At 61.2% G+C, this 12,810-nt stretch carries 13 protein-coding genes and 1 pseudogene; 10 read left to right on the top strand and 4 right to left on the bottom strand.

Annotation, left to right across the window (positions count from 1 at the left end):
* The first annotated feature begins 99 nt into the window (after positions 1-99).
* Together GNX18_RS10010 and GNX18_RS10005 are read left to right on the top strand one after the other, a co-directional pair.
* Entirely contained in the window at positions 100-555 is a 456-nt protein-coding gene (locus GNX18_RS10010) for a type II toxin-antitoxin system RatA family toxin (protein WP_166217572.1), read from the top strand.
* Entirely contained in the window at positions 552-878 is a 327-nt protein-coding gene (locus GNX18_RS10005) for an RnfH family protein (protein WP_138233706.1), read from the top strand. The genes GNX18_RS10010 and GNX18_RS10005 overlap by 4 nt, the downstream gene beginning before the upstream one ends.
* A gap of 30 nt (positions 879-908) precedes the next feature.
* Here the strand turns inward: GNX18_RS10005 and GNX18_RS10000 are convergent, their stop codons facing one another.
* Positions 909-1,253 carry an outer membrane protein assembly factor BamE gene (locus GNX18_RS10000; protein ID WP_138233707.1) on the bottom strand — a complete coding sequence of 115 codons (345 nt, stop codon included), beginning with the start codon at positions 1,251-1,253 and terminating at the stop codon, positions 909-911.
* A 363-nt stretch (positions 1,254-1,616) separates the two neighbouring features.
* Between GNX18_RS10000 and fur the strand changes: the two genes are divergently transcribed.
* The gene (gene fur, locus GNX18_RS09995; protein ID WP_138233708.1) at positions 1,617-2,027 is read left to right on the top strand and encodes a ferric iron uptake transcriptional regulator; all 411 of its coding nucleotides are present in this window, start codon (positions 1,617-1,619) and stop codon (positions 2,025-2,027) included.
* Between the two features lie 84 nt (positions 2,028-2,111).
* On the opposite strand, the gene GNX18_RS09990 is transcribed toward fur, so the two are convergent.
* Positions 2,112-2,705 (bottom strand): 1-acyl-sn-glycerol-3-phosphate acyltransferase, encoded by a 594-nt coding sequence (locus GNX18_RS09990; RefSeq protein WP_166217569.1) that lies wholly within the window; start codon positions 2,703-2,705, stop codon positions 2,112-2,114.
* A gap of 173 nt (positions 2,706-2,878) precedes the next feature.
* Complete coding sequence (gene recN, locus GNX18_RS09985; protein WP_166217566.1) at positions 2,879-4,531, bottom strand: DNA repair protein RecN; 1,653 nt, start codon at positions 4,529-4,531, stop codon at positions 2,879-2,881.
* Positions 4,532-4,849: 318 nt separating this feature from the next.
* On the opposite strand from recN, the gene grpE reads away from it, so the two are divergent.
* The 3 genes from grpE (at position 4,850) to dnaJ (ending at position 8,872) form a co-directional block, all read left to right on the top strand.
* On the top strand, positions 4,850-5,455 hold the full coding sequence (grpE, locus tag GNX18_RS09980; RefSeq protein ID WP_166217563.1) for a nucleotide exchange factor GrpE: 606 nt from the start codon (positions 4,850-4,852) through the stop codon (positions 5,453-5,455).
* A 187-nt stretch (positions 5,456-5,642) separates the two neighbouring features.
* A complete protein-coding gene (dnaK, locus tag GNX18_RS09975; RefSeq protein WP_166217560.1) occupies positions 5,643-7,586 on the top strand; it encodes a molecular chaperone DnaK in 1,944 nt (647 codons plus the stop codon).
* Positions 7,587-7,753: 167 nt separating this feature from the next.
* Positions 7,754-8,872 (top strand): molecular chaperone DnaJ, encoded by a 1,119-nt coding sequence (gene dnaJ / locus GNX18_RS09970; protein ID WP_138233713.1) that lies wholly within the window; start codon positions 7,754-7,756, stop codon positions 8,870-8,872.
* An 83-nt stretch (positions 8,873-8,955) separates the two neighbouring features.
* On the opposite strand, the gene GNX18_RS09965 is transcribed toward dnaJ, so the two are convergent.
* Positions 8,956-9,399, bottom strand: coding sequence for a hypothetical protein (locus GNX18_RS09965; RefSeq protein ID WP_166217557.1), 444 nt, complete (start codon positions 9,397-9,399; stop codon positions 8,956-8,958).
* Between the two features lie 184 nt (positions 9,400-9,583).
* On the opposite strand from GNX18_RS09965, the gene dapB reads away from it, so the two are divergent.
* From dapB to GNX18_RS09950, 4 genes and pseudogenes are all read left to right on the top strand, one after another.
* Positions 9,584-10,393 (top strand): 4-hydroxy-tetrahydrodipicolinate reductase, encoded by an 810-nt coding sequence (gene dapB / locus GNX18_RS09960; RefSeq protein WP_138233715.1) that lies wholly within the window; start codon positions 9,584-9,586, stop codon positions 10,391-10,393.
* Positions 10,350-10,814: pseudogene (locus GNX18_RS19630) on the top strand (ATP-dependent zinc protease); the annotation flags it as partial. The gene dapB and the pseudogene GNX18_RS19630, both read left to right, overlap by 44 nt.
* Positions 10,815-10,898: 84 nt before the next feature.
* A complete protein-coding gene (rimK, locus tag GNX18_RS09955) occupies positions 10,899-11,819 on the top strand; it encodes a 30S ribosomal protein S6--L-glutamate ligase (RefSeq protein WP_240914358.1) in 921 nt (306 codons plus the stop codon).
* Positions 11,820-12,040: 221 nt separating this feature from the next.
* Positions 12,041-12,607 carry a YfiR family protein gene (locus tag GNX18_RS09950; protein ID WP_240914331.1) on the top strand — a complete coding sequence of 189 codons (567 nt, stop codon included), beginning with the start codon at positions 12,041-12,043 and terminating at the stop codon, positions 12,605-12,607.
* The last annotated feature ends 203 nt before the right edge of the window (positions 12,608-12,810 follow it).

Raw genomic sequence — 12,810 nt, 5'->3', positions numbered from 1 at the left:
CTTGAGTAGCGTCGCGAGCGAAAAACGCCCTACTCAGCAGAGAATAGGCAAAGAAACGCCTCTAGGGACAATATTTGAGCAATGAGTAAGTATTGATCAATGACGAAAATAGAACGCAGTGCACTGGTCATGTTCAGTGCCGGGCAGATGTTTGATCTGGTAAATGATGTGGCCAGTTATCCACAGTTCTTACCCGGCTGCCGGGGCGCGGAAGTGCTCCACCAGGACGAACATACCCTGGAGGCGCGGCTGGACCTCGCCCGCGCAGGGATCACTCAGAGCTTTGTGACCCGCAATGAGCTGCACCGCCCGGAGCGCATGACGTTGACGCTGGTAGATGGCCCGTTCAGCAGCTTCAATGGCTGCTGGACTTTCACGCCGCTGGCGGAAAATGCCTGCAAAGTGGCCTTCACACTGGAATTTGAGGTCAGCAATCGGTTGTTGGGCGCTGCCGTGGGAAAACTGTTTGGGGGAATCGCCAACCAGATGGTGGATGCCATGTGCGAACGCGCCGGCAAGATTTATAGCGAGAACGCTTTTGGAGAGAAGCCATGAGCCAGAAAACCATCGCGGTTGAAGTGGTGTATGCGCTCCCGCACGAACAGCGATTGATCAGTCTGCTGGTGGAGCCGGGAACCACGGCATTGAAAGCGCTGGAGCTTTCGGGAATCCCGCGGGAGTATCCTGAGGTGGACCCGGCAACTGCCAAGCTCGGGATCTTTGGCCAGGCGCTCGGTACCAAGGGGCTGGCGGTGGCTTCCGAGTACGTGCTGCAGCCGGGAGACCGGGTGGAGGTGTATCGCCCGCTGATTGCGGACCCCAAAGAGGCGCGCAAGCAGCGGGCGGAGAAGGCCAAGCGTCAGGCCGCGGGCGATTGAGCTCCGCTTGCCTGGCGGTGGGGGTTCTGATCAGGGCCAGCCGGCGGGCTGCCAGTCGCCGCTGGTCTCAATCAACTGGTCGCCATTGAAATAGACCGTAAAGCGCTTCTGGGACTCGTCGCCATCGGGGTCGCGGACGCGATTGATGTAATCCCAGCGATTGGGATTGAAGGTGTCTTCCACCAGAGGGGTTCCCAGCACGAAGCGCACCTGGCGGCGGGTCATGCCTGGTTTGAGTTGATCCACCATTTCCTGGGTGACGATATTGCCCTGCTGGACCTGAATACGGTGCACACCGGGAAACTTGAACAGGCTGCAGGCGGTAGCGAGGCTACAGACGCCAGCGATCAGCAGGATTCGTACAACGGATGGCATTGATTGCTCCATCTGGATTTTTATTGGGTTCCGAATTGTCACTGGCGCGAACGGTTGCCGGTCCGGCCACGGGACATGAGAATAGTCGCCAGCGTGCCGGCAAAGTTCCCCCGGGGCGATCAGAAAGCTGGCAATAGCACCACTTTCCCGCAATCTGCGCGCGCATCGCTGGCCGTAAGTGGGTATTTACTTATTCCGGAGCGCGCAGGATTCAGTCATTTTGGGCAACGCCGGACCGAAACCCGGTTTGGGGTTCCGCTGGGCGCACTGGGTGTGGATAATACCCGAACTGCGCGCCTGCTGACAGGCGTGCGCATGATTACGACATAGCGATTACGAGCACACATCCGGAAAGTATTACTCATGTTGAACGAAAATCAGGAACTGCGTAAGGCTGGCCTCAAGGTCACACTGCCGCGCGTCAAAATTCTGCAGCTGCTGGAGGGTGCCAGTGACCAGCATCTGAGTGCTGAGGATGTGTACAAAATGTTGCTGGATGCCGGCGAAGACGTCGGCCTGGCCACGGTTTACCGGGTGCTGACGCAATTCGAGAGCGCGGGCCTGGTCATGCGCCACAATTTCGACGGCGGCCACTCGGTATTTGAGCTGGACCGCGGCGACCACCACGACCACATGGTGTGCACCGATACCGGCGAGGTGATCGAGTTCCACAACGAGAAGATTGAAGAGTTGCAGCATCAGATTGCCGAGGAGCACGGTTACGAGCTCACCGGCCACAGCCTGGTGCTGTATGTAAAGAAAAAGGGCAGCTGAGCCCGAGCATGAGAAAGGGAGCCAGTTGGCTCCCTTTTTTTGTTTCGACGCCGGCAGCGTCGGGCTTTCGGATAGAGGCGTCGGTCACACCGGCGCCGTATAGTGTTCCGGATATCTGCCCACCTTGGTGGCGTAGAAGCTGCCAAAGCGCGCCAGCTCTTTTGCCAGGTTCTCGCCCATTTCCATCACCGGCCCAAGACCTGCTTCTTTCTTTGCAAAGTCGATAAACCCGCACACCACGGGTACCGCTGCACCGCGGGCAATGTGGTAGAAGCCGGTCTTCCAGCGCTCGGCCTTGCCGCGGGTGCCTTCCGGCGGTATCGCGATCACCAGTTCCTGCCGCGCTTTGTACTGATTGACGGTGGCCTCCACCAGGTTGTTGGCCTTGCTGCGATCCACGGCAATGCCGCCGAACCAGCGCATGGTCGGGCCGAGGGGGAATTTGAATAACTTGTCCTTACCCATCCACTGCGGATTCACCTTCAGCTTCAGTGCCGCAAGAATAAAAAAGTAGCCATCCCAGTTGGAAGTGTGCGGTGCCGCCAGCAGCACGTACTTCTTCAGCTTGAGTGCGCGCGCGTCGGCCACGACTTTCCAGCCGTGCAGTTTCAAAAGTCCGCGCGCAAGCAGGCGCAGGCAGGGGGTAAGAATGGGGGTGTTGAAAATGGTTGTCTGCATGATGTGACCGAGTTCTTTGCCCGACAGTTTAGTTTGGAACCCTGTGCAAAGGGCGCGGCAGTATAAAGTGAATTAAGCGCCGCTTTCGGTCAATTTCGGCCCGGGCGGGAAATCCGGGCCGACTTTCTGTGACTGATCGGGTCTGCAAATGAAGTGTGGGTGATGATCTTTGCTCAGGCCCGGCTCAGCATTTCTTCCGCGTGGGCCAATGACTGCGGCGTGGCCTCGCCGCCGAGCATGCGCGCGATCTCGGCGCTGCGCTCCCCGTCCTGCAGCTCCCGCAGGGCGACAAATGCAGCGGCGCCATCGCTGTGCTTTTCCACCAGGTACTGGCGGTGGGCGCGGGCGGCCACCTGCGCCAGATGCGTCACGCAGATCACCTGGCCGCGTTCACCCAACTGACGCAGCAGCTTGCCCACCACATCGCCGGTGGCGCCGCCGATACCCACGTCCACTTCGTCGAACACCAGCGTGGGGGTGCGGGAGGTCTGCGCGGTGACCACCTGGATTGCCAGGCTGACCCGCGACAGTTCGCCTCCGGAGGCAATTTTGCCCAGTGCACGCGCCGGTTGGCCGGGGTTGGTGGCGATCAGGATTTCCACTTCCTCGAGACCGGTGGCGGTAGGCTTCTCCAGTTCAACCAGTGCCAGCTCCACGCGCGCGTGAGGCATGGCCAGATCCGCCAGTTGGGTATTGATCGCATCGGCAAGCTTCTTCGCCGCGGCCGCGCGCAGTTTGCTGAGCTTGCCGGCGCTGGTGCGGAAGGCTTTTTCCAGCCGCTCACAGTCTGCGGCCAGCTTGTCCAGCGCATCCGGTGCGCCGATCTCGTCCAGTTCCTGTTGCCACTGTTGCTGCACTTCCGGCAGCTGGTCTGGCTGCACCCGGTGCTTGCGCGCGAGAGAGTAGATGGCGGAGAGGCGCTCTTCCACTTCCGCCAGCCGCTCGGGGTCCATTTCAAAGCGGTCGATATGCCGCGACAGGGTGCTGGCGGCCTCGTCCACTTGGATGCGCGCGCTGTCGAGCATCTGCGCCACGTCCATCAGCGCCTGGGTCTGTTCCGGCATGGCGCTGACCAGATGCAGGGCGCGGTGCAGCTGCTCGGCGATATCGCCCTCGCCGCCGTTCAGCAGCGCGGCCAGCTGATAGCTGCCGTTCAGGATATCGCCCGCATTGGCCAGCTGGCGCTGCTCGCTTTCCAGTTCGTCCAGTTCGTACTGTTTGAGGTCCAGCTGCTCCAGTTCCTGCAACTGGTATTCCAGCAGGTCGCGGCGCGCCTGGGTCTCCTCGGCGCTGTCGGCAAGTTTGCGGTAGCGGCGGTACTGGTCCTGCCAGGTTTTGAAGTGAATGCGCACTTCGGCGCTCTGCGCCTCGGCGTGGGCGTATTCGTCCAGCAGGCGGCGATGGGTTTCCTTCTTCAGCAGCGACTGGTGCTCGTGCTGGCTGTGGATGTCGATCAGCTGCTCGCCGAGGGCGCGCAGCTGCAGCAGGGTTACCGGCTGGCCGTTGATATAGGCGCGGGAGCGGCCGTCGGCACCGATGGTGCGGCGCAGGATCACCTCGCGCCCGGCATCCAGTTCCTGCTCCTCCAGCCAGTCGCGGGCGTCCTGGTGGTTGCTGATATCGAAGGTGGCGTGGATGTCGGCACGGCTGGCGCCGGCGCGCACCAGCTCGGCATTGCCGCGGTCGCCGAGGGCGAGGCCGAGGGCGTCGAGCGTAATGGACTTACCGGCGCCGGTTTCGCCCGTCAGGGTGCTTGTGCCGGGGCCGAACTCCAGCTCCAGCTGGTCGACCAGGGTGAACTGACTGATGGACAGATGCAGCAACATGGGATCGCGCTTGGTGGTTGTTAGTAGTGGTTGTTTATACAGTATTTTTCGACAAACTTTCAATCACCCCGGGCGCGGATTGCGAGGCAATTATTTTTCGTCTTATTTTCGCGGTGAGCGCCGTGCCACCCTAATCTGGCAGCTGCCTTTCCGATGGATGCCAAGGAAAAGGTCATGGGATGTCGGTGAGAAGGTGTGCGGCAGCGCTTGAAGTGCGTGGGAACGTCCCCATATACGCCTGCATTGCCGGCGTTCGCCGGCGTTTTACCGATTTTGACCCAACTGGCAGCAAGCCGACGAGTACAGACGGAGACAGCAGTGGCCAAAGAGCGCAGCGAAGACCAACAGGACGAACAGAATATCGACACCGGCGAGCACGCCGCTGAAGTAGAAACTCCCACCGCGGATCAGCAGCATGCGGCGGAGGAGGTTCTGCAGGAAGAGCTGGCGGTAGAGAGTGCACAGGAGATTGAGATCGCCTCCCTGCACCAGCAACTGGCCGAACACAAGGATATGGTGCTGCGCGCCCAGGCCGAGGTGCAGAATGCCCGCCGCCGCGCCGAGCAGGATGTGGAAAAGGCGCACAAGTTCGGCGTCGAGAGGTTGCTCAAGGAGCTGCTGCCGGTGGTCGACAATCTGGACCGCGCTTTGTCCACCATCGACGGCGAGCAGGAGGCCAATAAGGCGGTGATCGAAGGGATCGAACTGACCCGCAAGTCCTTCCTCGACACCCTCGGCAAGCACGGGGTGGAAGTGGTGGACCCCGCGGGTGAGCCCTTCGACCCGGCACTGCACCAGGCCATGACCCAGGTACCGAATGGGGATGTGGAGCCGAACACCGTGCTCGACGTGTTCCAGAAGGGCTATCGCCTGCACGGCCGCCTGCTGCGCCCGGCCATGGTTGTGGTTTCCAAAGCGCCTTAGTTAAGTTTTCTGCAATTCATCCGTGAATTGCAGAAAAGACGTCCGCGGCGGCACATCCCTGTGCCGCGGAATTGCGGGAACCGCCCTTGAAAACGAAACGGCGGCACCAATATAAGCAGGCAACCGAATACAAAAGCGCGGCGCTGAACAGAAAACGGCGCGCGCAGCAAAGTGAGGATACAGATCAATGGGAAAAATCATCGGCATCGACCTGGGTACCACCAACAGCTGTGTAGCGGTACTGGATGGCGACAAGGCACGTGTTATCGAAAACGCTGAAGGCGATCGCACCACCCCATCCATCGTTGCGTTTACCGACGACAACGAGGTGCTGGTAGGCCAGTCCGCCAAGCGTCAGGCGGTGACCAACCCGACCAACACCCTGTTCGCGGTGAAGCGTCTGATCGGCCGCAAGTTCAAGGACGACGTCGTCCAGAAAGACATCAAGATGGTGCCTTACTCCATCGTTGAAGCCGACAACGGCGACGCCTGGGTGCAAGTGAAGGGCGACAAGAAAGCCCCGCCGCAGATCTCTGCCGAAGTGCTGAAAAAGATGAAGAAAACCGCGGAAGACTTCCTCGGTGAGAAAGTGGACGCTGCGGTAATCACCGTGCCGGCCTACTTCAACGACTCCCAGCGCCAGGCCACCAAAGACGCCGGCCGTATCGCCGGTCTCGACGTCAAGCGCATCATCAACGAGCCCACCGCGGCTGCGCTGGCCTACGGCCTGGATAAGAAGGGCGGCGACCGCACCATCGCGGTATACGACCTGGGTGGCGGTACCTTCGATATCTCCATCATTGAAATTGCCGACGTCGACGGCGAAATGCAGTTTGAAGTGCTGTCCACCAACGGAGACACCTTCCTCGGTGGTGAAGACTTCGATCTGCGCCTGATCGACTACCTGGCAGAGCAGTTCAAGAAAGAGCAGGGCATCGACCTGAAGGGTGATCCCCTGGCCATGCAGCGCCTGAAAGAAGCGGCCGAGAAAGCCAAGATCGAGCTGTCCTCCAGCCAGCAGACCGAAGTGAACCTGCCGTACATCACCGCAGACGCCACCGGTCCGAAGCACCTTGTGGTGAAACTGACCCGCGCCAAGCTCGAGAGCCTGGTGGAAGACCTGGTGGCGCGCTCCCTGGAGCCGGTAAAAATCGCACTGCAGGACGCGGACATGACCACCGGCAAGATCGACGAAGTGATCCTGGTGGGCGGCCAGACCCGTATGCCGCTGGTGCAGCAAAAGGTGACCGAGTTCTTCGGCAAAGAGCCGCGCAAGGACGTGAACCCGGACGAAGCCGTGGCCGTGGGTGCAGCGATCCAGGGCGCGGTTCTGGGCGGAGACGTGAAAGACGTACTGCTGCTGGACGTGACCCCGCTGACCCTGGGTATCGAAACCATGGGCGGTGTGGCTACCCCGCTGATCGAGAAGAACACCACCATCCCGACCAAGAAGTCTCAGGTGTTCTCCACCGCCGATGACAACCAGACTGCCGTGACCATTCACGTGGTGCAGGGTGAGCGCAAGCAGGCGGCACAGAACAAATCCCTGGGCCGTTTCGACCTGGCCGACATCCCGCCGGCGCCGCGCGGCATGCCGCAGATCGAAGTGACCTTCGATATCGATGCCAACGGTATCCTGCACGTGCACGCCAAAGACAAGGCCACCGGCAAGGAGCAGTCCATCGTCATTAAGGCCTCTTCCGGTCTGTCTGACGAGGAAATCGAAAAAATGGTGCGCGACGCCGAGGCCAACGCCGAAGCGGACAAGCAGTTCGAGGAGCTGGTGCAGGCCCGCAACACGCTCGACGGCCTGATCTCCGCCACCCGCAAGACCGTGGACGAAGCCGGTGACAAGGCGACCGGTGAAGAGAGAGCCGCGATCGACGCCGCCCTGGCGGATGCCGAGGAAGCGGTGAAAGGCAACGACAAGGCCGCGATCGAAGCCGCTACCACCAAACTGACCGAAGCCTCCGGCTCCCTGACGCAGAAACTCTACGCCGAACAGGCCCAGGCTCAGGACGCCGCTGCACAGCAGGCGGAGCAAGCGAGCTCCGGTGGTAAGTCCGGTGGCGACGATGCAGTGGACGCTGAGTTCGAAGAAGTCAAAGACGACAAGAAAGACGGCAAGTAATTAACTTACCGCTTTAACCCTAGATGTAGGAGCCTGCTTGCAGGCGAATCTCGCCAAAGGCGAGCTTCCTTCGCCTGCAAGCAGGCTCCTACAGGGGAATATAGAAGGCGCGGGGGTTTACCTGAACTCCCGCGCCTTATGCAGTTTTAAAAAGAACACACAGAGCTATGTCCAAACGCGATTACTACGAAGTCCTCGGCGTCAGCAAAGGGGCGGATGAAAAGGAGCTGAAAAAGGCTTACCGCCGGGTGGCGATGAAATATCACCCGGACCGCAACCCCGACGACAAAGAGGCGGAGAACAAATTCAAAGAGGCCAACGAGGCCTACGAGATTCTGTCTGACCCGCAGAAGAAGGCGGCCTACGACCAGTTTGGTCATGCCGGTGTTGACGGCCAGGCGGGCCACGGTGGCGGTGGTTTCGGTGGATTCTCCGATATTTTCGGTGACGTGTTCGGCGATATCTTTGGCGGCGCCGGTGGCGGCCGTCGCGGACCCCAGCGCGGTTCCGACCTGCGCTATGACCTGGAGCTGGATCTGGAGGACGCGGTGCGCGGCACCACCGTCAAGATCCGTGTGCCGACGCTGGCCAACTGTGGCACCTGCCACGGCTCCGGCGCCAAGGCCGGCTCCAAGCCCCAGACCTGTGGCACCTGTGGCGGCGCCGGCCAGGTGCGCATGCAGCAGGGCTTCTTCTCGGTGCAGCAGACCTGCCCCAACTGTCGCGGTCGCGGCACCGTGATCACCGACCCCTGCACCAGCTGTCACGGTCGCGGTCGCGTTGAGGAAACCAAGACCCTGTCGGTCAAGGTGCCACCGGGTGTGGATACCGGCGACCGTATCCGTCTTGCCGGCGAGGGCGAAGCCGGGCCGGACGGTGGACCCGCGGGCGACCTCTACGTACAGGTGATGGTGAAGGAGCACGAGCTGTTCCAGCGCGACGGCAAGAACCTCTACTGCGAAGTGCCCATCAGCTTCGTGACCGCCGCACTCGGCGGCGAGATGGAAGTGCCGACGCTGGATGGCAAAGTCAAACTGAAAATCCCGGCGGAGAGCCAGACCGGCAAACTGTTCCGCCTGCGCGGCAAGGGTGTGACTCCTGTGCGCGGCGGCGCCCCCGGCGACCTGCTGTGCCGCGTAGTGGTGGAGACCCCGATCAACCTCTCCACCAAACAGAAAGAGCTGCTGGAGGAATTTGCCGGCACTCTGAGCGAAAAGAAAAACTCCCCGCGTCAGACCGGTTGGTTTGAAGGGGTGAAGAACTTCTTTGGTGATATGAAGCTCTGATCTTCATTCATCTGACTCGCACCAGAAAAAGCCCGGGCCGAAATGCCCGGGCTTTTTTGCTTTGCGACAGCCGGCGCCGGGCATCAGTGCTCCGCCAGACGGCGCTGGAACTCTTCATGGAATTCCTGCTGGATTTTTTTCAACTCTTCCAGCTGTTCGGGATTCAGAATGCTGGCCATCCCTGCGCGGGTGGCAGCGCGAGCGGCGAGAATCTTTGCGACCAGCTCCTTCTTTTGATCGGCCGTGAGTTCAGGCATTACGCTTTTGTCGAATCCGTATTCCTTGAGAATGGCGAGTTTCTTCTCGAAACTTTCCTGCAGCAGGGGCAGAGCCTTTTCCTCCTGCTCCGGCGTGAGTTGCAGGCGCAGGGTGGCCCAATCCGTGATGTCGTCGTATTTTTCCCAGAAGTCGGCACCCAGGCCGGAGGTATCCACGGCCTTGCCGGTGGACACCACAGTGAACAACAGCAGGGCGAAGAGGGCGGCGGACAGGGACGACCAGAATGGATCGCGGGATTCGGGGGACATGACTGGCACTCCAATCGACGGACTATTTAAAGCCTAGTAGAGGAATGGCGCGCCGCAAGACGTACTGCCCGGTCAGTACTCTGATATGTTCAATGGTCAGCAGGGGTGTGCGCTGCGGTATTGCCCGCAACAGAAACCGGGGTAGAATCCGCGCCTTTCAAGGCCGGCGGGAAGGAGATTGAACATGGCAGTGAACATAGCGATCACAGGATTTGGTGGCCGCATGGGGCGTGTGCTGGCGGAAGCCGTGGCGCTGGCGGAACTGGCGGGCAAAGCCAGGCTCAGCGGCGCAGTAGTGCGCCCGGGATCGAGCCTGGTGGGTGCGGATGCCGGCGAGGTGGCCGGTCTCGGGCGCAGCGGTCTGGCAATCGTCGACAGTCTGGAGCAGGCGACATTTGATGTGCTGATCGACTTCACGTCGCCTCTCGCCACCCTCGACAACGCGGCTTACTGCGCGCAGCACGGCAAGGCCATCGTCATCGGGACCACCGGCTTCGACCCCGCGCAGAAGGCGCAGATGCTGAGTGCCGGCGACAAAACCCCACTGTGTTTCGCCACCAATTTTTCCACCGGCGTGAATCTGTGCTTTAACTTACTGGAAACTGCGGCCCGGGTGCTGGGCGACGACGTGGATATCGAAATCGTCGAAGCCCATCACCGCCACAAGGTGGACGCGCCGTCCGGTACTGCGCTCAGCATGGGGGAGGTGATTGCGGACACCCTTGGCCGCGATCTTGCCAAGGTGGCGGTGTACGGCCGCGAGGGTCAGACCGGCGCGCGCGACCGGGAAACCATCGGCTTTGCCACCGTGCGCGGCGGCGATGTGGTCGGTGAGCACACCGTGTCCTTCTTTGCCGACGGCGAGCGTATTGAAATTACCCACAAGGCCAGCAGCCGGCTGGCTTTTGCCCGTGGTGCGGTGCGCGCAGCGATCTGGTTGACGGATCGAGATGCCGGTCGCTACGACATGCGCGACGTGCTCGCGCTCAAATAATTTTTTTGGAGTCGTTTGTTTGGAAAAGAAAATCATCGTCGGCAGCGAGGAATGGTGCGCCTTTCCGGGGTTGGGCATTCCCGCGATCAAGGCGCGGGTGGACTCTGGCGCCAAGACCTCGTGCCTGCACGCCTACAATATCCAGCCGTTCAACCGCGGTGGCGAGCCCTGGGTGAGCTTTGAGGCGCACCCGCTGCAGAACCTGCGCCGTCCGCGGGTGCGCTGCGAGGCGCGGGTACTGGACAAGCGCACGGTGCGCAGCTCTTCCGGCGATGCGGAAAAGCGCCTGGTGATCAAGACCGCGATCAGCATTGGCGGCAGCGTGTGGGATATCGAGCTGACGCTGACCAATCGCGACTCCATGGGTTACCGCATGCTGCTCGGCCGCGAGGCGATGATGGGGCGCATGCTGGTGGACCCGTCGGAAAGTTTTTGCCTCGGCGAAATGCCGCCCAGCCAGCTGGAAGAGTACTACCACGACGAGCACCACATGGCGGGCACCGGCCTGCGCATCGGCCTGCTGGCGTCCAATCCGGACCTCTACAGCAACCAGCGGATCATGGAAGCGGGCGCCGAGCGCGGCCACCGCATGACCTTCCTGAATATCCGCCAGTGCTACATGAAGCTCGATTCCACTGAGCCGGAAGTGCACTACCGCGACGGCCGTATCCTCAACAATCTGGATGCGGTGATTCCACGCATCCGCCCGAGCCAGACCTTCTATGGCTGCGCGCTAACACGCCACTTCGAGAGCATCGGGGTGTTCGCTCTGAACGGCTCCGCGGCTATCAGTCAGTCCCGCGACAAGCTGTTTTCCCTGCAGTTGCTGCAGGAGGGTGGATTGAGTATTCCGATTTCCGGTTTCGCCAATTCACCCATGGACACCAACGAATTGATCGAAATGGTCGGTGGCGCGCCGCTGATCGTAAAGCTGCTCGAGGGCACCCAGGGCCGCGGTGTGGTCTTGGCGGAAACCCGCAAGGCGGGGGAGTCGGTGATCAACGCGTTCAAGTCCCTGAAGGTGAACCTGCTGGTGCAGGAGTTTATCCGCGAGGCGCAGGGCAAGGACCTGCGTCTGTTTGTTATCGACGGCAAGGTGGTGGCGGCGATCCAGCGGGAGGCGGCACCGGGGGAGTTCCGCGCCAATATTCATCAGGGCGGCACCGCGTCGGTGGTCAAAATCAGTGCGGAAGAGCGCAAGCTGGCCATCAAGGCCGCCAAAGTGCTGGGATTGAAGGTGGCCGGTGTGGATATCATTCGCTCCAAAAAGGGCCCCCTGTTGCTGGAAGTGAATTCATCGCCGGGTCTCGAAGGGATTGAGAGCGCCACCCGCAAGGATGTGGCCGGCAATATGATCATGGCGATCGAGCGCGCACTCAAATGGCGCCCGACCATCGCTGGCGCCACCACTTTCGAGGACGAATAAGGCGCCTCCAGTCCGCGGGAATTCTGGCGCGCGGCTGCTGCTCTTCATTGGTGGGCAGACGCTGTCGGTACTAATCTTTGGAGTGCCCCCGTGCCATTTGGGGGTGCCCCGCATGTGGACTTTTGTTTCGCCGGGGCGAATCCAGTGCCCCGGTGACCCAGAAGATGTACAAAGCCGCCTCTCCCCGCAAGCCACACGCTGACGCATCGGAAGCCCGGAGGGTGGCATGGCCATTTGCCCGGCTTAGCGCGGGGTTGATGCTGTTTCTTTTCCTGCTGCCACAACTGCCGGCCGGGGCCCACGCCGAGCAGCTCTCCGACACTGATCTCGGGCGCAAGGTGATGGTGGACTACATTGTCCATTTCGCTCACCACCTGCAGTGGCCCATCGATGTATTCAACGGCGCCAGCGCTCCCTTCCGTATCTGCGTGATGGGGGAAAACGAGCTGGTCGCGCCGCTCACTGCCAGGCTTCATCACCACCGCATCCAGGGGCGTATGGCCTCGCTGGAGCGGGTCAACGATGGCGAAATGCTGCGCGCGCGCCGCTGCCAGATCGTTGTGATGGGGGACATGGGCGCCGAGCGTCTGGCCCAGGCAGTGGGCGCGCTGGAGTTTTTCCCGGTGCTGACCGTCAGCGACGTCCGCCGCTTTGCCAACCTCGGGGGCATGGTGGAGTTTGCAGGCAGCGGTGCCAACCTGGCCCTGCAGCTGAATAAGACCCGGCTCGACCGCGCGGAACTGAAAATGGGCAACAGCCTGTTCCGTCTGAGCCGCGAGATAAACTGACCAGGCATTCCCCTAGCCACGCCGGCATCGCCACCTTCGCCCGATATTTTGCTAAGTGAACAGCATTACCCCTCGGGCCCGCCGATTTCCTCCCCGTATTCCGGCTCGAATTAGGCTGCATCGGCGCCCGTGGTTCCGGCGTCTATGGCGTAAATTTGTACTGGCGGTAAAAGGTGTTTTCCCGTAGAATCTGCGCCCGGCTT

Source organism: Microbulbifer sp. SH-1 (genome assembly GCF_011326135.1).
Lineage (GTDB): Bacteria > Pseudomonadota > Gammaproteobacteria > Pseudomonadales > Cellvibrionaceae > Microbulbifer > Microbulbifer harenosus.
Note: the sequence above shows the minus strand (reverse complement) of the source record. Positions and strands in the feature narration are given on the sequence as shown.